The following is a 21,249-nucleotide window of genomic DNA, read 5'->3' on the forward strand; positions in this document are numbered from 1 at the left end:
GCCTGGAACAGATCAATTCCATCTCCCGGAGAGATACATGGAGCTTCGCCACCTGCGGCACTTCGTCGCGCTCGCCGAGGAGCGCGGCTTCACGCGCGCCGCGTCACGGGAGCACATCGTCCAGTCCGGGCTGTCCACCTCGATCCGGGCGCTGGAGAAGGAGGTCGGCGCGCTGCTCTTCGTCCGCGGTACTCGGCCGGTCCGGTTGACCGCCGAGGGTACGGCGCTGCTGCCGGCCGCCCGGCACACGCTGGACGCCGCGGCGGCCGCGCAGCAGGCGGTGCAGGATGCGCACGGCGTACTGGCTGGGCAGCTGAAGATCGGGGCTCTCCAGACGAGCGGTCACAGACTGCCGTTCTCGTCCTGGCTGGCGACGTTCGCGCTGGCGCATCCCGGCGTCGACATCTCCGTGCAGCAACTCCCGGCGATGCAGATGCTCGACCTGGTCGCGGACGGCCGCCTCGACTGCGCACTGGTCTCCCCGACCACCGACCGCATCCCCGGTCTCGACGTGACCCCGCTGGACTCCGAGCCGATCGTTCTGACCGTGCCGTTGACCCACCCGCTGGCCAAGCGCGATTCCGTCGTACTGGCCGACCTCGACGGCGAACGGTTCGTCGAACCGCCGGCGCAATGGGCCATCCGCGCGACGGTCGACCAGGCCTTCCGCGAAGCCGGCGTCACTCGCCGCGTCGCCTGCGAGGTGAACGAGTGGACGATGGTCCTCGACCTGGTCGCCGCCGGCGTCGGCCTCACCCTCACCCCGACCGGCTTCGACCTCCCACCCCACGTCGCCTCCGCCACCCGCCAGCTCCCGGTCACCGACCTGACCGTCCACCGCCGCCTCGACCTCGTCCTCCCCCAGGGCCACGCCGCCACCCCCGCCGCCCGCCGCTTCCGCGAGGTCGTCCTCGCGGACCGCTGATGAATGGATGGGACAGAGCAGCACGCCCCAGAGGCGTGCGCTCCGCGCCGCCGAGCCCGGACGAGCCCTCGGCTCCCGCCCCGCCGGCCCCGGAAGTGCGCGCCGCGCCACCTCCTCTCTTCCGGGCGGGGAAACGCCGAGTTCGTCGTACGGCGAAATGTCGCCGGTGGGGAGTAACTTCGGGACAGAGTGCGACGAAGTCTTGACCCGGGGTGATGCCGGTAGGGAGGATCACTGCGGACGCGGGCTGACAACCTTGTCATCGGGGCCGCGTGACCATCAGGGTGCCCGCGTTCGGCGGGCACTTTCTGCCTGCTAGGAGCGAGATGAAACTCCGCCGCCCACTGGGGCTCGTCACGTCTCTGGGGCTTGTTGTGACAATGTCTGCCATGACGTCAGCGAGCGCCTCCGTCCCCACCGCCTCCCAGGCGCAGCAGCAGCCTGTGGTGAGTGGGGCTTCCTACTTCACTTCCTTCGAGCCGGGGCAGCCGCAGCCCGGCTACACCGACGCGGTCGAGACCGGACCGGACGGGAAGCCCCGCACCGGTGGGGTCGAAGGCCCGACGCCGACCGGTATCGGCGGCAGCGAGATGGACAAGGTCACCCAGGTCGCGGCCAGCGGCGAGAACACCGGGGGCGGTGAGATCGCGAGCAACGTCGCCGACGGGGACAAGTTCACCAAGTGGCTGGTCTTCGAGCCGACCGGCTGGCTGACCTACCAGACCTCCGCCCCGGTCACCTTGCGCAAGTACGCGCTGACCTCGGCCAACGACGCCGACGGTCGCGACCCGCAGAACTGGACCGTGTCCGGCTCGAACGACGGCACCACCTGGACCGTGCTCGACACCCGCACCGGCGAGTCGTTCGAGAACCGCTTCCAGACCAAGGAGTACACCGTCGCGAACGAGACGGCGTACACGCACTTCAAGCTCGACGTCACGCTCAACCACGGCGAGGACATCGTCCAGCTCGCCGACTGGTACCTGTCGAACGGCGCCCCGCTGCCGCCTCCTGGTGAGGTGGCCGAGTCGCGGCTCGACTCCGGCCCGACCAGCGCGTACAACGCTCGCGCCCGGACCGGCTTCACCGGCGTCAAGTCCTTCCGGTACGCCGGCCACCAGACCTCCGAGGGTCGCGGCTACACCTGGAACAAGGTCGCCGACGTGGACCTCAAGGTCGGCAAGGACACCCGGCTGTCGTACAAGATCTTCCCCGAGCACGTCGAGGGCGATCTCAGCTACCCGAGCACGTACGCCGCGGTCGACCTGGCCTTCGCGGACGGGACCTACCTGAGCGACCTGAAGGCCAAGGACCACCACGGCTTCGGCCTCAGCCCGCGCGGCCAGGGCGAGGACAAGGGCCTGTCCACCAACCAGTGGAACAACATCGAGGCCGACCTCGGCAAGTACGCCGCCGGCAAGACCGTGAAGCGGATCCTCGTCGGCTACGACAAGCCCGAAGGCCCGGCCGACTTCCGCGGCTGGATCGACGACGTGCGGATCGCCAAGGCGGAGAACCCGGACGACGCGGCGCGCAGGACGGCCGCGAAGCACCCGTCGGAGCTGGCGCTCACGACCCGCGGAACGAACGCGACCGGCGGATTCTCCCGGGGCAACAACATCCCGGCGACCGCCGTACCGCACGGCTTCAACTTCTGGACGCCGGTGACGAACGCCGGCTCGACGTCCTGGCTGTACGACTACGCCAAGGGCAACAACGAGGAGAACAAGCCGGAGCTCCAGGCGCTGTCGATCAGCCACGAGCCGAGCCCGTGGATGGGTGACCGGCAGACCTTCCAGGTGATGCCGACGACGGCGGCGACGCCGACCGCGGACCGCGAGGCCCGCGCGTGGGCGTTCAGCCACGACAACGAGGTGGCCCGGCCGTACTACTACGGCGTCACCTTCGACAACGGCAACGCGCTCGAGGTCGCTCCCACCGATCACGCGGCGATGCTGCGGTTCAGCTTCCCGAAGGGCCAGGCGTCGCTGGTCTTCGACAACGCCAACAACAACGGCGGTCTGACGCTCGACCCGGAGACCGGCGTCGTGACCGGCTTCAGCGACGTGAAGAGCGGGCTGTCGACCGGCGCCGGCCGGCTGTTCGTGTACGGCGTGGTCGACCAGAAGGTCGTTGCCTCCGGCAAGCTTGCGGACGGTGGCGGCGCGAACGTCGGCGGCTACTTCAGCTTCGACAAGAAGGTCCAGCAGGTCCAGCTCCGCATCGCCACGTCGCTGATCGGTACGGCGCAGGCGAAGAAGAACCTGGAGCTCGAGCTCGGCGCCGAGAGCAAGTTCGACAAGGTCAAGTCGGCGGCGCAGAAGCTCTGGGACGCCAAGCTGCACACGATCGAGGTCGAGGGTGCCACCGCGGACCAGCTGCACTCGCTCTACTCCAACCTGTACCGGCTGTTCCTCTACCCGAACAACGGCTCGGAGAACACCGGTACGGCGCGCAAGCCGGTGATCACCTACGCGTCGCCGGTCTCGCCGAAGGTCGGCGCGGACACCCCGACCGCGACCGGCTCGAAGCTGGTGGCCGGGCAGACCTACGTGAACAACGGGTTCTGGGACACCTACCGGACCGTCTGGCCGGCCTACAGCCTGTTCGCGCAGGACACCGCCGACGACCTGGTGAACGGGTTCGTCCAGCAGTACAAGGACGGCGGCTGGATCTCGCGCTGGTCCTCGCCGGGCTACGCGAACCTGATGGTCGGCACCAGCTCGGACGTCGCGTTCGCCGACGCCTACCTCAAGGGCATCAAGGGCCTCGACGTCCAGGCGGCGTACGACGCGGCGCTGAAGAACGCGGCCGTCCGCCCGCCGACGGAGAACGTCGGCCGCAAGGGCCTGGACCTCTCGGCCTTCAACGGCTACACGGCCAACACCACGGCCGAAGGCTTCAGCTGGTCGATGGACGGCTACATCAACGACTACGGCATCGCCAACATGTCCAAGGCCCTGTACGACGCGGCGAAGAAGAGCGACCCGCGCAAGCAGGAGTACCTCGACAACTACGACTACTACCTGAACCGGGCGCGCAACTACGTGACCCTGTTCGACCCGGCGCTGGGCTTCTTCCAGGGCAAGGACGCCGTCGGCGTCTGGGGCAACTCGCCGACCACCTTCGACCCGCGCGACTGGGGTCACGACTACACCGAGACCAACGCCTGGAACATGGCCTTCTCGACCCCGCAGGACGGTGCCGGCCTGGCTGCCCTGTACGGCGGCCGCGACGGGCTGGCGAAGAAGCTCGACGAGTTCTTCGCCACGCCGGAGGACGCCACGCACGTCGGCGGGTACGGCGGCACGATCCACGAGATGCTCGAGGCGCGCGACGTCCGGATGGGCCAGTACGGCCACAGCAACCAGCCGTCGCACCACATCGCGTACATGTACGACTTCGCCGGGCAGCCGTCGAAGACGCAGGAGAAGGTGCGTGAGGTGCTGAGCCGGCTGTACCTGGGCTCGGAGATCGGCCAGGGCTACCCGGGCGACGAGGACAACGGCGAGATGTCGGCCTGGTACCTGTTCAGCATGCTCGGGTTCTACCCGCTGCAGGTCGGCTCCCCGTCGTACGCGATCGGTTCGCCGTTGTTCACCAAGGCGACGGTGAACCTGCCGGGCGGCAAGAAGCTGGTGGTCAGCGCGCCGAAGAACAGCGCGAAGAACATCTACGTCAAGGGCGTGAAGGTGAACGGCAAGAAGTGGTCCTCGACCGCGCTGCCGCACGACCTGATCGCGCACGGCGGCAAGATCGAGTTCGAGATGACCGACAAGCCGTCGAGCTGGGGCACCGGCCGCAACGACGCGCCGCCGTCGATCACCAAGCCCGGTGAGGACCCGAAGACCTGGCGCGACTCGACCGAGGACGAGGGTGCGGTCACCGCGGCCGGCGGCGTGGACGTGTCCGCGCTGACCGACAACGACTCCAAGCAGCAGGTCACGTTGACCGGGGCCACGCCGACGGTGACGGTCACGCTGCAGCAGGGCCGTCCGGTGACGATGTACACGCTGACCAGCGGGACCACCGGCGCCGCGCCTGCGGGCTGGACGCTAGAGGGCTCGAACGACGGGACCAAGTGGACGACCGTGGACAAGCGGTCGGGCCAGACCTGGGCCTTCCCGTCGTACACGCGGTCGTTCAGCGTGGCCCAGCCGAAGACGTACACGCAGTACCGGTTGGTGCTGACGCCTGCGGCCGGGGCTACTGGAGTCACGCTGTCCGAGCTGGAGCTGCTCGGCACGCTGAAGGGCATCGAGGCCGGCACGCACCCGAGCGACAAGCGGGTGGCGGAGTCCAAGCCGACCCCGACGCCGAGCGCCTCGATCGAGCGCAACTTCGGCTGATCCGACGGAAGGGCGGCCACCGTGTGGTGGCCGCCCTCTCCGGTACGGATTCTCCGGCGGAACCTGCCCCTGAGAGGTTCCGCCGGACGTGTTGTGAGTCGAAGGAAGGGGTGGCGACCCCGCCCGGCCTGCCACCCCTTCCACTCGTACTGACGAACGGGCTGCCGGATAGGTTGCCCGTGACTTCAAGAGTCCATATCGCGAGATGGAGGCGGAATGGGTGAGCCCGACGACGCCCCGGGGACCGCGGTCGGGCGGTCGCCTCGGGAGCTCGCCCGGCTGCGGCTCCGGGCCGAGGAGCGCCTGCGGTCCGGTCGCCACCAGGAGTTGCTGGGGCTGGTGCCCGAGCTGCGCGAGGACTCGGAGTGGTGGGCTCATCTGTGGGCTCCTGGTGCGGCGCTGGCTGCTGCTCGGCTGGGCTCGCCTGATGCCTTGGCGCTGCTCGAGGAGGCGGTTGCCGGTGGGTTCAGCCAGCCCGAGCTGTTCGACGGAGAGCTGGAGAAGGTGTTCGGGGATGAGTGGCCATCATTGCGGCGCCGGATGCTTGTGCCGCTGCCTTCGCTGGAGCTGACTGACTGGCCCGACGCGGCCCCGATGCTGCCGCTGGAGCTCTACGCGATCGCACCGGACCGGCTGAGCGGACTGCTGGAGCGCCTGCCCTCGCCTGGGGAGTCGGCCTGGGCCACCGCGCTCGGCCTGCTCGAGTGGGTGCACAAGAGCTGGCAGCACGCGAACGACCACGTGAACGACCCGGATGCGCTGACCGTGCTGGAGCGGGTGGACGCCGGCGAACGGTTCGCCTGCGTCGAGTACTCGATCGTGCTGAGCCAGGCGCTGAACGCCGTACAGATCCCCTCGCGCCGCGTCGACCTACGTCAGCCCGCGCACCACACCGGAGTCGGGCGCGGCCACGTCGTCAGCGAGGCCTGGATCGACGAGCTGGACCGCTGGGTCGTGCTGGACGGCCAGAACGGCTCGTACTGGGCCGACGACGCCGGTACGCCGCTGGGCGTGCGGGAGCTGCTGGCACTGGACGCAGCACCCCGTTTCGTGGGTGCGGGGCCGGTCGAGCCGCCCAGCACCGGACAGGCCGCCGACTGGTTCACCTACTTCGCGTCGGCGACCACGACCGGCGTGACCTGGTCCGCTGGGCCGCTCGCGCCGCTCTTCCAGGGCTCCCGCGTGATCGAGACGCCACGCCTCGTCCGCGACGGCGGCCCGGCGTACCCGCAACTGTCCGCGCTCGCGACGGGGCTCGGCGGGACGGTGGAACGCCCGGTGGTCCGGTTCGAGCACTTCCACCCGTACGGCGTGGGCATCCGGCTGCACCTGCCCAGTGGACCGGTCGACGCAGCCGAGTGGGCGTTGGACCTGACGCTGGGAGAGCACGAGCTCGCGGTAGCCGTCGTCACGCCGTACGGGGAGACGGCCGCGCAGCGGTTCGCCTACTTGGTGAGGTAGTCCCAGGCCTGGGCACTCCACTGGTCAGCCAGACAGGTGTCGGAGTTGGGCGGGCACAGCGGGGCCTGCAGCGCGACCAGGGCCGCCAGCGAGGCACCCGCCGCGATCCCTACTGCCAAGGCTTTGCGAACCATGGAGTCACGCTAGATCGGCACTACGCAGCCGTCTTGAGCAGAACTACTCAGCCGGCCCAGCGGCCGGTGAAGAAGGCCGCGGCCCAGATCGCGGCCAGTGGTATCGCCAGCCCGAGGTAGAACCTGCCCAGCCAGGGTCTCCGGTGCAGCAGCACTGCCAGCCCGATCCACAACGGCCACCAGAGCAGCGTCGCCCTGGTCAGCGAGTAGACCCAGTACGACGTGACGAACGCCGCCACCGTCGCGCCGACCCAGGCAGCCTCGCCCCACGAGCGGCGCCAGAGCAGCCAGGCGACCAGGATCAGTCCGACCAGCAGCGCGACCAGCTCGGCCCGGAACATCCAGGTCCAGTCGGTCCGGTCCGCCGGGAAGTGGCCCTTGGTGGCGGCCTCGAAGGTGTGGATGATCGAGGTCCACGGCCAGGTGAACTCGCGGGCCCAGCCCTTCTCCTGCGCGTCCTGCCAGGCGAACCAGGAGCCGTGGATCTGCTTCAGGTACGCCATGAAGCCGAGCACCGGTACGGCCGGCAGCGCCAGCCAGGGCAACGCCCGCCAGTCCCGCTTCTTCGAGGTGACGAACTCGACGCACAGCGCGAAGATCAGGAACAGGCCGGACACCCGGACCGTCGAGGCCAGCGCGACCAGGATCGCCGCCCGGGCCCAACGTCCCTGCCGCGCCGCCAGCCAGGCCGGGAACGCGAACGCGCAGAACAGGGCTTCGGTGTACGGCGCGGCGAGGAAGACGCCGACCGGCGCGGTGAACCAGACCAGCGCCGCGGTCGGCCCGAAGTCGCGCAGCTCGGGGAACTCGTACCGGGCGAGCTTGGCCAGCCAGACCCCGGCGACGGCACTCGCGATGGCCGAGACGAGCACACCTCCCCCGACGTACCCGATGCCGAGCCAGCTGGCCGCCCGCATCAGGACGGGCAGGCCCGGGAAGAACGCCGCCAGCGGCGCACCGGACGGCTCGCCGTTCGCGTAGCCGAACTCCGCGATCGCCTTGAAGTGCCAGACGTCCCACTGCCACCAGGCGTGCCAGACGTTCGGGTAGGTGTCGCCGCGGTTGAACAGCAACGGCGCGGACAGCGCGAGCAGGAAGATCCCCGCCCGGGTGATCAGCCACCAGCCGAGCGCTTCCCGGCTCAGCCGCTCAGGCAACCACTGCCGGATCCCGGCGGCCCCCGTCTCTCGGGCCCGCCGAGCCCGCTTGGGCTGCTCCCCAGCTGTTCGCTCGAACACACCCCCATCGTGCCCCATCACTACTGAACCGGCTCAGCTCCGTCCACAGGTACGGCCGGAAACGCAGCTGGACCGCACCCTGACGGGTGCGGTCCAGCTGGGTTCGCGCGAGCTACTGGTTGTTGCCGTTGCCGGGGTTCTCGCCGCCGCCTTCTTCGCCGCCCGGTGGATCGTTCGGGCCGGTGGGGAAGGTGATCGGTGGCCGGGTGGGCCGGGTCGGTTTGCCCGTCGGGGGGTCGTCCGGCGTGCTCGGCGGCGGGCTGTTGGGCGTGCTCGGCGGCGTGGTCGGCGGGCCCGACGGCGTCGTCGGCGGCGTGGTGGGCGGCGTGGTCGGCGGCGTCGTCGGCGGCGTTGTCGGCGTGAAGGTCGGCGTCGGGCTGTCCATCGACTCCGGGTCCGGCTCGTCGAACTTCACCTCATCGGAGCTGCCCAGCGCCGGCTCCATGTAGGCCAGCCAGGTCTTCAGCGGCCAGTTGCCACCGAAGAACGCCTTGTCGTCGCTGAACGGGTCGAGGTCGCCTTCACCGGTCTTGCCGGCGCGGTAGAGCACCGACGTCGACAGGTTCGGCGTGTAGCCCGTCCACCAGGAGGTCAGCGTGTCGTCGCCGTCCTTGCACCCGTCGCACTTCGCGTTCGCGGCCCGGTGCTCGACGGCCACACCACCCGCCGTACCGGTCTTGCCGGCCACCTCACGGTCGAGCTTCTGCGCCCGCTCGCCGCTGCCGCCGTCCTCGGTCACGCTCCTGAGCGCGAAGTTGACCTGGTCGGCGATCGGCTTCTCGAACTGCCGGACCGACTTGTACTTGTTCTTCTGGTCGAAGTTCTTCGCGTTGCCCGGCGACGTGACCGTCTTGATCGTGTGCACCGGCGTGTACATCCCGCCGGCCGCGAACGTCGCGTACGCGTTGGCCATCTCGACCGGCGAGGCGTACGGGTCCGGGCCGAGCACGGTCGACGGGTTGTTCCGGCCGCGCTCGAGGGCGGCGGTCTTCGGGATGCCGGCCTTCTCGGCAGCGTCGACGACCTTGTTCGGGCCGTCCTCCATCTGCTTGTCGACCAGGTCGTAGAAGGCGGTGTTGATCGACAGCTTGGTGGCCTTCAGCAGGTCCACCTCGCCGTAGTCCCGGTCGAACTCGTTGTTGAGCTCCTTGCCCTGGATCTCGATCGGGCTGTCGCCCTGGTACCGCTCGTACAGGCCGCGGTCGTCCTCCAGCGCGGCTGCCACGGCGAACGGCTTGAACGACGATCCGGGGCGGGCACGCAGCCGGGCCCAGTTCAGCTCGCTCTTCAGGAAGTCGACTCCGCCGTACATGGCCACCAGCTCGCCGGTGCCGGGCCGCACCGACGCGATGCCGACGTGCAGGTTCGCCCGGTTCTTTTCCGGGATCTCGTTGATGCCGGCCCGGACCGCCTCGGTCTGCTTGCCGACGTCGAAGGTCGTCACCACCCGAAGGCCGCCACCGCTGATCTCCTCAGGCGAGTAGCCGAGGGTGTCCAGCTCTTCCTTGGCCATCGCCAGCAGGTAGCCCTTGGTCCCCTTGAACCGGGGGCTCTTCGCCTTCTTGTTGAGCGGCGGCACCTTCTTGCTCATGGTGTCGTACTGCGCCTGCGTGATCGTGCCGCCGATCCGCATTCCGTCCAGCACGTACCGGTACCGCTCGAGGATCCGCTGCCGCGCCGCCGGCTTGTCCGGGTCGAAGTAGCTCGGGTTGTTCAGTACGGTGGCCAGGAAGGCGGCCCGCTCGGGACCCAGCTTCTTCGGATCCGGAATGCTGAAGTACGCATCGCCGGCGGCACTGATGCCGTAGGCACCTTCACCGAAGTAGATGGTGTTCAGGTACCCCTCGAGGATCTCCTTCTTGTCCGTCTGGCGGCTCAGCTTGGTCGCGATGAACAGCTCGGAGAACTTCCGCGAGAAGGTTCGCTCCTGCGTGAGGTACATGATCTTCACGTACTGCTGGGTGATCGTCGAACCACCCTGAAGCTGCTTGCCGCGGGCGATGTTGAACGCCGCGCGCGCCATGCCGGACGGCGAGACGCCCGGGTTGGTCCAGAAGGTCCGGTCCTCGGCCGCGATCACGGCGTCCTGAACCGTCTTCGGGATCTGAGCCAGCGGCACCGACTGGCGGTTCTGGTCGTAGAAGCTGCCGAGCACCGTCTTGTTGTCCGAGTAGTACACCGTCGAGGTGTTCATCTGGAACGCCTTGTTCGGGTCCGGGATGTCCGTGGTCTGGTACCCGATGAAGAAAGTGGCCGCGGCCCCGATCACACCGAGGAAGAACAGAGCCAGCAACCACCCGACGATCCGGAGCGCCCAGTGTTTCTTGCGGCGCGCACGAGACGGGGCGGCCTTGCGACGAGCTTCACTCACTGTCCAGTCCTCGACGATCTCGCTGAAGTCATTGCCCCCCAGACTAAGGGGGATGTGGTAACGCTCCCTAAATGAGCACAGAGCGTACCTATCCCGTGACGTGCGGCGCCAGTAGCGTGACTGCGAGCAACGCCGCGGGGAAGCAGGCGAGGAACAGGGTGAAGGTGTAGCCCATGATGTCGCGGGCCTTGAGGCCGAGGATCGCGAGCGTGGGGAGCATCCAGAACGGCTGCAGCAGGTTGGCGCTGGCCTCGCCGAGGTCGTACACGACGACCATCCACCCGGCGTCCACCTTCAACTGATTCGCGGCCTCGAGCACGTACGGCGCCTCGATCACCCACTTGCTGCCGCCGCTGGGGACGAAGACGCCGAGGATGCAGGAGTAGATCGCGACTAGCGGCGGGAAGGAGAACTGCGTGCTCGCCTGCACCAGCCAGCCGGCGAGCCGGGCCGAGATGCCCGTGTAGGCGATCATGCCGAAGATGCCGCCGTACAAGGGGAACTGCAGCAGTACGCCGGCCGCCGCCGGTGCGCCGTCGCGGACCGCGCGGGCCATCCGCCACGGCCGCCAGTGCAGCAGCATCGCGAGCAGGAAGAGGATCAGGTTGACCGTGTTCAGGTCGAGCGCGCTGAAGAAGTTCTTCCCGTCGAAGTACCGGACGAGATAGACCGCGCCGAGCAGCACCACCAGCAGGCTGAACAACGGCGAGTGCTCCAGCCAGTCCCCCGGCCTCCGCGTCTCGCCGTCGTTGCGCTGTCCGTTGTACGCGGATCCGCGCCCGATCAGCGGCTTGAGCTCGATCCCGAGGTGCTCGGCGGTCTTGGAGTTGTCCGCGCCGGGCGCGACGAACCAGGCCATCGTCACGCCCACGGCGTACACGAAGATCGTCGCCACGATCGCCTGCCAGGTGAAGATCGTGTCGCTGAGCGGGATCACCCCGCTGGCGTGGCCGGCGGCCTTGATCACCTCCTGGACCGGCGCCGGGCTGCTGCTCGGGCTGGCGACCTGCAGCGCGGCCGAGCCGGACAGGCCCTGCGCCCAGACCGTCCCGAGTCCGAGGAACGCCATCGCGCCGAGCGCGCGGTAGTCCGCCTTCGGCACGTTGCGCGCCACCTCGCGGGCCAGGATCGCCGCGAAGATCAGGCTGAACGCCCAGTTCAGGTACGACGCGAGCATGGCGACCGCCGCGACGAAGGCGACGGCGCCGCGCGGTGACTTCGGGATCCGGGCCAGCCGGGTGATCAGTCGCGCGACCGGACCGCTGGTCGCCACGGCGTACCCGCCGATGATGATCATCGCCATCTGCAGCGTGAAGGTGATCAGGCTCCAGAAGCCCAGCCCCCACGCGTCGACCAGGCCGAACCCGTGCGTCGCGGCCGGGTCGTCGGGGCGTTTCAGCAGCGGCTCCCCGGTGACCAGCCCGAACAGCAGCACCACAAAGGTGCCGACCAGGACGAACCCGAACGCGTCCGGCAGCCATTTCTCGGTGAACGCGGTGAACCGCAGCGCGATCCGCGCCAGCGGGCCTTCGCCCTCCACCTCGTGCTTGGCGTGCTTGCCGTGACTCTCGGTCATGACTCTCCGCTCCTGACTCACGACGCTGTGTGTCAAGTGATTAACGCAGATCGCAGCCTGACGTGACAGGTTTCCGGGGGCGCGTCGTACGGCGAGGTGACAAAGGTGGACTTTGTCATGAGTTGTCGTCCTGTCAATCAACTGCTTACAGTGGCGAGGCGATGTATCGAACCGATACATCAGGTCATGACAAACTGGACCGAGGGAGGTGGGGTCATGGGAAACCGCAGTGGGGTCCTGGAACTCGCCGTACTCGGTCTGCTGCACGAAGCGCCGATGCACGGCTACGAGCTCCGCAAGCGCGTCAACGCCCAGTTCGGGTGGGGACGGGTGCTGTCGTTCGGGTCGCTCTACCCGTGCCTGAAGGCGATGCTCCGGACCGGCCTGATCGCGACCGAGGCCGGTACGCCGGACGGCCGCCGGCCCAAGATCGTCTACTCGATCACCGCCGACGGGAAGGACCACTTCGCGCACGCCATGCACGACGCGGGTCCGTCGGCCTGGGACGACGACACGTTCGGGGTCCGGTTCTCGTTCTTCGGCCGGACCGACCCGGCCACCCGGTTGCGCATCCTCGAGGGCCGCAGGGCCCGGATGGAGGAGCGGCTGGCCAACTTCCGGGCGGCGATGAGCCGCACGGCGGAGCGGGTCGACGCGTACACCCTCGAGCTGCAACGGCACGGCCTGGAGTCGGCCGAGCGCGAGGTCCGCTGGCTGAACGAGCTGATCGACGGCGAACGGCGCCAGCAGCAGCCCCCAGACCAGAAACCGCCTGCAACACCCCCCAATTGAAGGAGTTCCAGATGACTTCGATCCGCGTAGCGATCGTCGGTGTCGGCAACTGCGCCAGCTCGCTCGTCCAGGGCGTGCACTACTACCGTGACGCCAAGCCCGACGAGCGCGTCCCCGGTCTGATGCACGTCCAGTTCGGCGACTACCACGTCCGCGACGTCGAGTTCGTCGCCGCGTTCGACGTGGACGGCAAGAAGGTCGGCCTCGACCTCGCCGACGCGATCGGCGCCAGTGAGAACAACACGATCAAGATCTGCGACGTGCCGCCGAGCGGCGTCACCGTGCAGCGCGGTCACACCCTGGACGGTCTCGGCAAGTACTACCGCGAGACGATCACCGAGTCCGACGCGTCGCCGGTCGACGTCGTCGCCGCCCTGCGTGAGGCGCAGGTCGACGTACTGGTCTGCTACCTGCCGGTCGGTTCGGAGCAGGCGGCGAAGTTCTACGCGCAGTGCGCGATCGACGCGAACGTCGCGTTCGTGAACGCGCTGCCGGTGTTCATCGCCGGGACGAAGGAGTGGGCGGACAAGTTCACCGCGGCCGGTGTCCCGATCGTCGGCGACGACATCAAGTCGCAGATCGGCGCCACCATCACCCACCGCGTGCTGGCCAAGCTGTTCGAGGACCGCGGCGTCACCGTCGACCGGACCTACCAGCTGAACGTCGGCGGCAACATGGACTTCAAGAACATGCTGGAGCGCGACCGGCTGGAGTCCAAGAAGATCAGCAAGACCCAGTCCGTCACCTCGCAGCTGGTCGACGACATCGACCCGCGCAACGTGCACATCGGCCCGTCCGACTACGTGGCCTGGCTCGACGACCGCAAGTGGGCCTTCATCCGGCTCGAGGGCCGCAACTTCGGCGACGTCCCGCTGTCGCTGGAGTACAAGCTCGAGGTCTGGGACTCGCCGAACTCGGCCGGCATCATCATCGACGCGATCCGCGCGGTGAAGATCGCCAAGGACCGCGGCATCGGCGGCCCGATCCTGTCCGCGTCGTCGTACTTCATGAAGTCGCCGCCGGAGCAGTACGCCGACGACGTCTGCCGCGACCTGGTGGAGAAGTTCATCAAGGGCGAGGTCGAGCGCTGACCTGATCCGCTCGTTCCGGGCTGATCGCGGGCCCCGCAACCGATCACCGGCTGCGGGGCCTCGGCTTTCCGCCGGAGTCGCTCTGACACCTGCTGGCTCGGCCCTCTACTTCCTCTCTTCCGGCCGCAGCGGCCTCGCCCCGGACAACCTTCCCGGCCGCATGGCCACCGGCCCCAGCCGTCGGACGACTATGTTTTCCCCGTGCGACTTCATGTCGGCTGCGCGCAGTGGACCCACGCGGCCTGGGACCTCAGCTCCAAGGACCGCCTGCGCTCGTACGCTTCCTGGTGCACCGCGGTCGAGGGCAACACGACCTTCTACGCGACACCGTCCCGCAGCTCGGTCGAGAACTGGGCAGCGCAGACCTCGCCCAACTTCCGCTTCGTGGTGAAGCTCCCGAAGACGATCACCCACGAACGCCGCCTCCGCAGCGCCGACGCCGAACTGGCGGCCTTCCTGTCGGCCCTCGAACCACTAGGCCCTCGCGCCCACGCCTTCTGGATCCAGCTCCCGGCGTCCTTCGGCCCGGGCGATCTCGGCGCGCTGGCGACGTTCATGCACAAGCTCCCGCGCACACATCGGTACGCCGTGGAGGTGCGGCACCGCGACTTCTTCACCGACGACCGCGCGACGGCTTCACTGGAGCAGGTCCTCGACCGGACCGGCGCCGAGTGGGTCCCGTTCGACACGATGACGCTGTTCGGCAAGCCGGCGACCAGCCTGGTCGAGCGGGAGGCCTGGATGAACAAGCCGCGCGTCCCCCGGCGTACGCGAGCTCTGACCGACCAGCCGATCGTGCGCTACATCGGGCGGGACTCGGCCGAGGAGACCGCCGTCGGCTGGCAGGGCTGGGCTTCGTTGTGCGCCGAGTGGTTACGGGAGGGACGATCGCCGACCGTCTTCATCCACACCCCCGACAACGCGCTCGCGCTCGGCCTGGCGCGGCGGTTCCACGATGACGTACGGGCCCTCGTACCGGAGCTCGAACCGCTGCCTGAACCTGCGCAATCCGCGCCGCCGACGCTGTTCTGATCCGCTTTCTTCGCCAGAGGTTCAACCAGTGCGACATTCGTGTCTCGCCGCGGGGGCCCGTTGTGCCCTAGGTTTGTTCACTGTGAGGTACGACGAGTTCCGCTCTGCGTATGACGCCATCCAGCAGGCGTGCCTCGACGCACGGCTGGACGTGGATGGCCTGGCCGCCGAAGTAGGCCGTCTGGCGGTGCTGGCCGACCAGGTGGAGCTGCGCTCCGAGCGGGAGGAGGCGGCGTCCGACCTGGCGTCGCTGACCGACCTGCTGGAGATGGTCCGGCGCAACACGCCGCCGCCGGCCTCACCGGCGTACGAGAAGGCCTTCCAGGAGGCGTTCGCGCTGACCGCCGAGGCGAACGCCGCGGACGGTCCGGTCACCGAGCGGATCAAACTGGCCCAGCGGGCGATCAAGAAGATCCGCACGCTGGCGGACCGGGTCGAGGATCCGGGCGAACGGTTCACGCTGCTGAAGATGACCGAGCCGCTGGCGATGCTCGCCGACGGGCTCGAGCACTCGCGCTGACGTTCCGGGGCTTATCCACAGCCTGGTAACTCGCCGCTGAGTCGCGGCGCTTTCTCCATACCTTCCCTGGCGAGACCACACCTCGCCCGGAAGGACCCCCATGGAGACCAACGAGCCGTACGGCGACCGCCTGGCCCGCACCGAGTGGCTGATCGCCGAACTCCGCCGCCGCGCCGACACCTGCGTGGACCCGAACGAAAGCACCAACCTGCGCCGCTCGGCCGACGCCCTGGTCCGCCTCGCCACGTCGATCCGCCCATGACCGCGGCACCGCTCGGCAACGGCCAGCGCGGAGCCGACCCGATCCAGTCGGCCCTGCGGCAGCACAACTCAGGCCGCATCGTCCCCTTCGCAGCTCCGCACACCCTCGCGGAGCTGCTCACCCAGCACGCCCAAGCCGCCCTGTCCCTGTCCGGCGCCGACCGCTCCGCCTGGAACGGCCAGATCGTCGAAGCCGGCGACGGCATCCTCGGCCTGGCCCACTGGGACGGCACGCTCCACCTCGACCGCGAGTTCGTCCTCGCACCACTGCACGACCTGTACGCCCGAGCCGGCGAGTCCCGGCCCACGATCACCTTGGCCCGGTATCGCGATGCCTTGCTGACGCTCCTCCATGAGCAGTCCCACTTCCTAGGCCCCCACGGCTCCACCCAAGAGGCAGCCCGAGCCGCCTTCCGCACCCCTGGCGCCCAGGCCCTCGAGGAAGGCGTCGCCGAAGCCTGGTCCCACACCCACCTGGACGCCTACCTGCGCCTCCTGTCCATCCCCCACCACGCTCCCGGCATCGACAGCGTCTCCACGCGCCCGTCGTACCAGGCCTACGTCCCCGCAACCCTCGCCCTGACGAACTACCTGGACGAACGCCGCCACCATGCACCCGGCTCCACCCTCACCGAGCTAAACCGCCAAACCACCGAAGGCCAGTGGCCGCTGGTCACCGACATCCTCTACCGCGCCACCACCCTCCCCCGCCTGATCCCGTACACCGAGGAGCCCGAGATCCGCCACTACCTGGAAGCCCACCTCCGCAGTGCCTTCCAGTCCCTGGAAATCCTCCAACTCCATCCCCAGGACCTGGCCGCCCACCGCTCCCATGCCGCCCTCCGAACCGCCCTAACCACCCTCGACCAACGCCTGGAACACCTGGCCAAGCTCTTCGCCCGGCCCCGAACTCCCCAAACCGCAGCCCAGGCCCTCGCGCCCATCAGCCCGGGAACTCCCGATCACTCAGCAGAAGACGTCGCTTCCATCCCTCCCGGAACTGCCGACTCCCCCGCCCAAGCCCTCGAGCCCACCCACCCCAGAACCGCCGATTCCCGAGCCCGGGACCACAAACCCACCCGTTCCAGAACTCCCAGTCCCCCAGCCCAAGACCTCGAACTCACCCGCTAACCCAGCCACCACCCATCTCCCACACCCGTCCCACACACCGGGTGGGATACGCGCGGGTTGTAGACGCCGACCACACCGCGGGCCGATCCGAGTCCCTTCCTCCGCTGACCCGTTCGCCCGCCCGACGGCGTCGCTGGTGTTCTGCCCGGCCGGCGCGCGCTGGGCCTGATCAGTCCGACTTCTGCTCCGAGCCCGACCCTCTCAGCAGGTCGTTGCCGCTCCCCTGTCCGCCCATCGCCAGCAGGGTGAGGTCGAGCTGGCGGTGCCAGTCCTCGGCCAGCCCGTCAAAACCCCGTCCCCCGAGCGCGTGCTCGGGGTGACGAGGCGGCCTGCGAGTGGTCGGCTCGCGCTCGGTGTGCCCCGATGCCGACGACTATCGGCAGGCGGTCCGCGGCTGGGTCGACGCGCTGTGGAACGGCTTCCAGCAACCGCTTGGATGCTTCGGGTCGCGGTGGTCGGCGTCGTGGTGGCGCTCGCCGAGGTACGCCGCTCGGGGACGACCGCGAGGCCTGTGCGCGTTGCTGCCCGTGGTGTTGGCGCCAGCGCCGGAACCAGCGCCCAACCCGGGTGGCGGGTGCGATCTGTAGAGCCTCGTCCCCCGAGCACGGGCTCGGGGGACGAGGCGGCCTGCGGGTGGTCGGCCCCGCCAGAGAAGGCCAGCCGCAGGGGTTCAGGGGGTGTGCCGCCCGGCCCGCTGGGCGGGCGGCACATAGTTAGGCGTGGGGCGCGCGGTGGGTGCGAAGGCAGTCAGCTTGGTGCGGCGGCGTGGGACAGGTCGTGCGCCGCGTGCGGTGGTGCGCGGGCTGGGGTGGGGTGCTGTGCTCAGGGCTGTCGGGCGGGGTGGTGGTGCAGCGGCGGGACGGTGGTGGCGTCGGGTGCGGCTGGCGTACAGGTGGTGTGGAGCGAGGGGACGTGTCGGGCGGCGGCCAGGGTTGGTGCGGCGGGCGGCAACCCGCTGGATGGGGTCAGGTGGCTGGGCTTGGGGCAGGCGGCGGGCAGGCGATTGGGGGTAGCAGGGTGGTGCTGGCGTGCCTGGTGTGGAGCTGCCGCAGTCGGGGTGTTCTGACGGTGGGTGCTGTGCTCGGGCTGTCGGGTGGCGTGGTGCTACGGGGAGTGGGCAGGCCGGTGGTGTTTGGGGGGAACGGCGAGGTGGAGGCGGGTGGGTCTTGGGCGTGCGACGAGTGCAGGTGGTGGGTGCTGTGGTCGGCTGTCTGGTGGGGCTGGTCGAGCCGGGTGAGAAGAGGGGTGGGTCTGGTGGAGTGCCGGACCAGCGGAGTCGGCAGAGGTGTGGATCTGGTGGGTGCCGGACCAGCGGAGTCGGCAGAGGTGTGGATCTGGTGGGTGCCGGACCAGCGGAGTCGGGCGGGGTGTGGGGCTGCTGGAGTGCTGGAGCAGCGGGGTCGGGCGGGTGTGGGTCTGGTGGGGTGCGGGTCAGGCGGAGCCGCAGGTCTGGGTCAGGTGGGGTTGATGGTGAGGGTGTAGGCGCCTCGGCTGCCGTAGGGGGAATAGCCGGTGGATGTTGGGTCGGCGTTGCCTACGTTGTCTAGGCGGAGGTAGTAGGTGCCGGGTTGGAGCTGGGTGGTGAGGGTGGCGTCCAGGCCGGTGGGGGTGCCGGGGTTGGATTGGCCGGAGGCGGGGTTGGCGGAGGTTAGCTGGGTGCCGCTCGCGTTGAGGAGGTCCAGCTGGAGGTCCAGGTTGGCGCCGGTGGGGGCTGGGGTGGCTGTGGCGGTGTAGGTGCCTGCCGTGGTGACGTCTACGCGGAAGAGGTCGGTGTCGGTTTCGGTGGTGATGACGCCGGGGGCTGGGGTGCCTGCGGTCAGGGGTGAGGCGTTCTCGAGGGTGTCGGCGTGGTCGTCGGCGCGGAGGGGGAGGCCGTGGGAGGAGATGACGGTGTAGTCGTCCTCGGTGTTGTTGGCGCCGGCGTACTCGCCCTTGCTCCACTGGCTGATGGCTCGGTAGTAGCCGACGCCCATGATCGGGGCCCAGGCGCCGTGGCCTTCGTAGTAGCCGACTGTGGCGGTGCCGTCGTGGCCCAGGCCTACGTTGTGGCCGGCTTCGTGGGAGGCGGCTTCGGCGAGGTTCTTCGCCCCGGTGCCGACGCCCTTGGTGAAGACCAGCGCGGGTTGGTAGTAGTCGTGCTGGCTCGCCGCGTCGTACACGCCGATGTAGGCGACGCCGCCACAGCCGCAGCCCGACTGGTACCAGGTGTCGGGATCGATCAGCACCCGCGTGCCGTACTGCTCGTCGGCCGAGTCCGAGCGGGTGATCGCGTCCTGCGGCGGTTCCTGCGTGGTGACGTCGACGTCGAACGGCGCGTAGTCCTCGGCGACGCGGGCCCAGACCTCGTGGACGACGTCCTGCTCCGCCGTACTGAAGACCGCCGGATTGCCGTCGGTGTCGTACGGCGAAACGTTGACCGGGTCGATGCCCTTGTCGGCGTTCCACGCGGTGCCGGTGATGCTGTGGCCGTCGAAGTCGAGGTAGATCACGCGATTCGCGCCGGCCTTGCTGTGCAGCTCGAACGCCGGGCCCTCCGCGGCGGCGACCGCCGCCGAAGCCCAGCGCGGTGACGCGGCCTCGGCCTTCTGCGCAGGCGTCAGACTCGGTTCACGAAAGAACAAACGGCCGGTCTCGTCCAGCCGGCTGGTGGTGTCGGCCAGCGTCTCGTGCAGCTTCTCCACGCTCAAACCGTTGCTCTGAGCAACAACTGTCCAGTCGGGCCCGGGCTGCGCCGAGGCCTGGTTCCCGGCGGCGACCGCCAACCCTCCGAAAACAACGACTCCTGCAACGACCAACGCTCCAGTACGACGAAACATCCGGAATCCTCCTCAAGGATTCCCCCCAGTGCCCCCGTGGCCCGGGGCGCCCCTTCACCAGAAGAAGGGCGCCCCGGGAGTCGAACGAATCAGCCGGCGGTGACGCGCACCGAGTACGCGCCGCGGCTGCCGTACGTCGAGTAGCCGGTGTTCAGCGGGCTGGCGTAGCCGACGTTGTCGACCCGCAGGTAGTACGTGCCGGCCGCGACCTGCTGAGTGAGCGAAGCGCTCAGCCCGGTCGGCGTTCCCGAGTTGGTCTGGCCCGAGGCCGGGTCGGCGGTGGCGACGACCGTGCCCGCCGAGTTCAGCAGCTGGAGCTTGATGTCCAGGTCAGCGCCCTTGGCGGCCGAGTTCGCGGCGAACGTGTAGCGCCCGGCGGCGAGGTTGGCGACCCGGAAGACGTCGACGTCGCTGTCGTTTGCGTAGACACCGGAGACCGTGGCGCCGACGGCGAGCGTGGTCGCGTTCGCGGTGTCGTTGCCGTGGTCGTCGGCGCGCAGCGCGAGACCGTTCTGGCCGGCGACGGCGAAGTCGTCTTCCTTGTTGTTCGCGCCGGTGTACTCGCCCTTGCTCCACTGGCTGATCGCCTTGGAGTAGCCGACGCCCATGATCGGTGCCCAGGCCCCGTGGCCCTGGTAGTACCCGACCGACGCGGTGCCATCGTGGCTCAGCCCGATGTTGTGGCCGGCCTCGTGCGACGCCGCCTCGGCGATGTTCTTCGCGCCGGTGCCGACACCCTTGGTGAAGACCAGGGCCGGCTGGTAGTACGCGTGCCGGCTCGCTTCGTCGTACACGCCGACGTACGCGACACCGCCGCAACCGCAGCCGGACTGGTACCAGGTGCCCGGGTCGATCAGCACGCGCGTGCCGTACTGCTGGTCGGACGATCCGGAGCGCGTGATCGCGGACTCGGCCGGCGCCTGCGTGGTGACGTCGACGTCGAACGGTGCGTAGTCCTCGGCGATCCGGGCCCACACATCCCGTACGACGTCCTGCTCGGCGGTGCTCCAGTTGCTCGTGTTGCCGTCGGTGTCGTACGCGCCGACGTTGACCGTGGTCGGCTTGCCGCCGGTGTTCCAGGCGGTGCCGGTGATCGTGTGGCCGTCGAAGTCCAGGTAGAGCACACGGTTCGAGCCGGCCTTGCTGTGCAGCTCGAACGCCGGGCCGGCGGCAGCGGCGGAACGCACCGGCGCCTTGGCCCAGCGCGGCGACGCGGTCGACTTGGCCAGCTCGGCCTTGGTCGCCGCGGGCTCGCGGTAGAAGAGCTTGCCGGTCTTGTCGAGCCAGCTGGTCTTGTCGGTGGCCAGGATCTGCTCGAGCTTCTGCTCGGCGATCCCGTTGCGCTCGGCCAGCTCGGCCAGGCGCGGCTGGAGCTTGCCCAGCGCGGCCTTGCCCTGCAGCTGCTCACCGATCACCTGGTCCAGGGGCACCACTGGGACCTTCTGCTGCGCGTCGGCCTGGTTGCCGGCCACGATGGCCAGTGCTCCGAAGACGACGGCTCCGGCTCCGACGAGAGCGCCGGTACGGCGGATCCTGCTCTGCATTGGGGGTC

At 69.2% G+C, this 21,249-nt stretch carries 15 protein-coding genes; 9 read left to right on the plus strand and 6 right to left on the minus strand.

Features of this window, described 5'->3' with window-relative positions; genetic code table 11:
• The first annotated feature begins 37 nt into the window (after positions 1–37).
• From ACYVIO_RS05805 to ACYVIO_RS05815, 3 genes are all read left to right on the plus strand, one after another.
• Positions 38–925, plus strand: a complete 888-nt coding sequence (locus ACYVIO_RS05805) for a LysR family transcriptional regulator (RefSeq protein WP_460649603.1) — start codon at positions 38–40, stop codon at positions 923–925.
• Positions 926–1,314: 389 nt separating this feature from the next.
• The gene (locus tag ACYVIO_RS05810; RefSeq protein WP_460649604.1) at positions 1,315–5,274 is read left to right on the plus strand and encodes a GH92 family glycosyl hydrolase; all 3,960 of its coding nucleotides are present in this window, start codon (positions 1,315–1,317) and stop codon (positions 5,272–5,274) included.
• A gap of 216 nt (positions 5,275–5,490) precedes the next feature.
• Positions 5,491–6,735 (plus strand): hypothetical protein, encoded by a 1,245-nt coding sequence (locus tag ACYVIO_RS05815; RefSeq protein ID WP_460649605.1) that lies wholly within the window; start codon positions 5,491–5,493, stop codon positions 6,733–6,735.
• On the opposite strand, the gene ACYVIO_RS05820 is transcribed toward ACYVIO_RS05815, so the two are convergent.
• From ACYVIO_RS05820 to ACYVIO_RS05835, 4 genes are all read right to left on the minus strand, one after another.
• Positions 6,720–6,869 carry a hypothetical protein gene (locus tag ACYVIO_RS05820; protein ID WP_460649606.1) on the minus strand — a complete coding sequence of 50 codons (150 nt, stop codon included), beginning with the start codon at positions 6,867–6,869 and terminating at the stop codon, positions 6,720–6,722. The two genes, ACYVIO_RS05815 and ACYVIO_RS05820, sit on opposite strands and share 16 nt — an antisense overlap.
• Positions 6,870–6,916: 47 nt before the next feature.
• Complete coding sequence (locus ACYVIO_RS05825; protein ID WP_460649607.1) at positions 6,917–8,107, minus strand: mannosyltransferase family protein; 1,191 nt, start codon at positions 8,105–8,107, stop codon at positions 6,917–6,919.
• A 112-nt stretch (positions 8,108–8,219) separates the two neighbouring features.
• Positions 8,220–10,478: a transglycosylase domain-containing protein gene (locus ACYVIO_RS05830; RefSeq protein WP_460649608.1), complete on the minus strand. Its 2,259-nt coding sequence runs from the start codon at positions 10,476–10,478 to the stop codon at positions 8,220–8,222.
• 88 nt (positions 10,479–10,566) lie between these two features.
• Positions 10,567–12,054 carry a short-chain fatty acid transporter gene (locus ACYVIO_RS05835; RefSeq protein ID WP_460649609.1) on the minus strand — a complete coding sequence of 496 codons (1,488 nt, stop codon included), beginning with the start codon at positions 12,052–12,054 and terminating at the stop codon, positions 10,567–10,569.
• Between the two features lie 216 nt (positions 12,055–12,270).
• On the opposite strand from ACYVIO_RS05835, the gene ACYVIO_RS05840 reads away from it, so the two are divergent.
• From ACYVIO_RS05840 to ACYVIO_RS05865, 6 genes are all read left to right on the plus strand, one after another.
• The gene (locus tag ACYVIO_RS05840; protein WP_184800650.1) at positions 12,271–12,846 is read left to right on the plus strand and encodes a PadR family transcriptional regulator; all 576 of its coding nucleotides are present in this window, start codon (positions 12,271–12,273) and stop codon (positions 12,844–12,846) included.
• 11 nt (positions 12,847–12,857) lie between these two features.
• Positions 12,858–13,937, plus strand: a complete 1,080-nt coding sequence (locus ACYVIO_RS05845) for an inositol-3-phosphate synthase (RefSeq protein ID WP_460649610.1) — start codon at positions 12,858–12,860, stop codon at positions 13,935–13,937.
• A gap of 201 nt (positions 13,938–14,138) precedes the next feature.
• The gene (locus ACYVIO_RS05850) at positions 14,139–14,969 is read left to right on the plus strand and encodes a DUF72 domain-containing protein (protein ID WP_460649611.1); all 831 of its coding nucleotides are present in this window, start codon (positions 14,139–14,141) and stop codon (positions 14,967–14,969) included.
• Positions 14,970–15,051: 82 nt separating this feature from the next.
• Complete coding sequence (locus tag ACYVIO_RS05855; protein WP_460649612.1) at positions 15,052–15,489, plus strand: hypothetical protein; 438 nt, start codon at positions 15,052–15,054, stop codon at positions 15,487–15,489.
• Positions 15,490–15,589: 100 nt separating this feature from the next.
• Positions 15,590–15,751 (plus strand): hypothetical protein, encoded by a 162-nt coding sequence (locus tag ACYVIO_RS05860; RefSeq protein WP_460649613.1) that lies wholly within the window; start codon positions 15,590–15,592, stop codon positions 15,749–15,751.
• Positions 15,748–16,881, plus strand: a complete 1,134-nt coding sequence (locus ACYVIO_RS05865) for a hypothetical protein (protein ID WP_460649614.1) — start codon at positions 15,748–15,750, stop codon at positions 16,879–16,881. The genes ACYVIO_RS05860 and ACYVIO_RS05865 overlap by 4 nt, the downstream gene beginning before the upstream one ends.
• A 1,454-nt stretch (positions 16,882–18,335) precedes the next feature.
• On the opposite strand, the gene ACYVIO_RS05870 is transcribed toward ACYVIO_RS05865, so the two are convergent.
• Both ACYVIO_RS05870 and ACYVIO_RS05875 read right to left on the minus strand, forming a co-directional pair.
• A complete protein-coding gene (locus tag ACYVIO_RS05870; RefSeq protein WP_460649615.1) occupies positions 18,336–19,697 on the minus strand; it encodes a zinc-dependent metalloprotease family protein in 1,362 nt (453 codons plus the stop codon).
• Between the two features lie 89 nt (positions 19,698–19,786).
• Positions 19,787–21,241, minus strand: a complete 1,455-nt coding sequence (locus ACYVIO_RS05875) for a zinc-dependent metalloprotease family protein (protein WP_460649616.1) — start codon at positions 21,239–21,241, stop codon at positions 19,787–19,789.
• Positions 21,242–21,249: the final 8 nt, after the last annotated feature.

The sequence above is a fragment of the Kribbella endophytica genome (genome assembly GCF_054781295.1).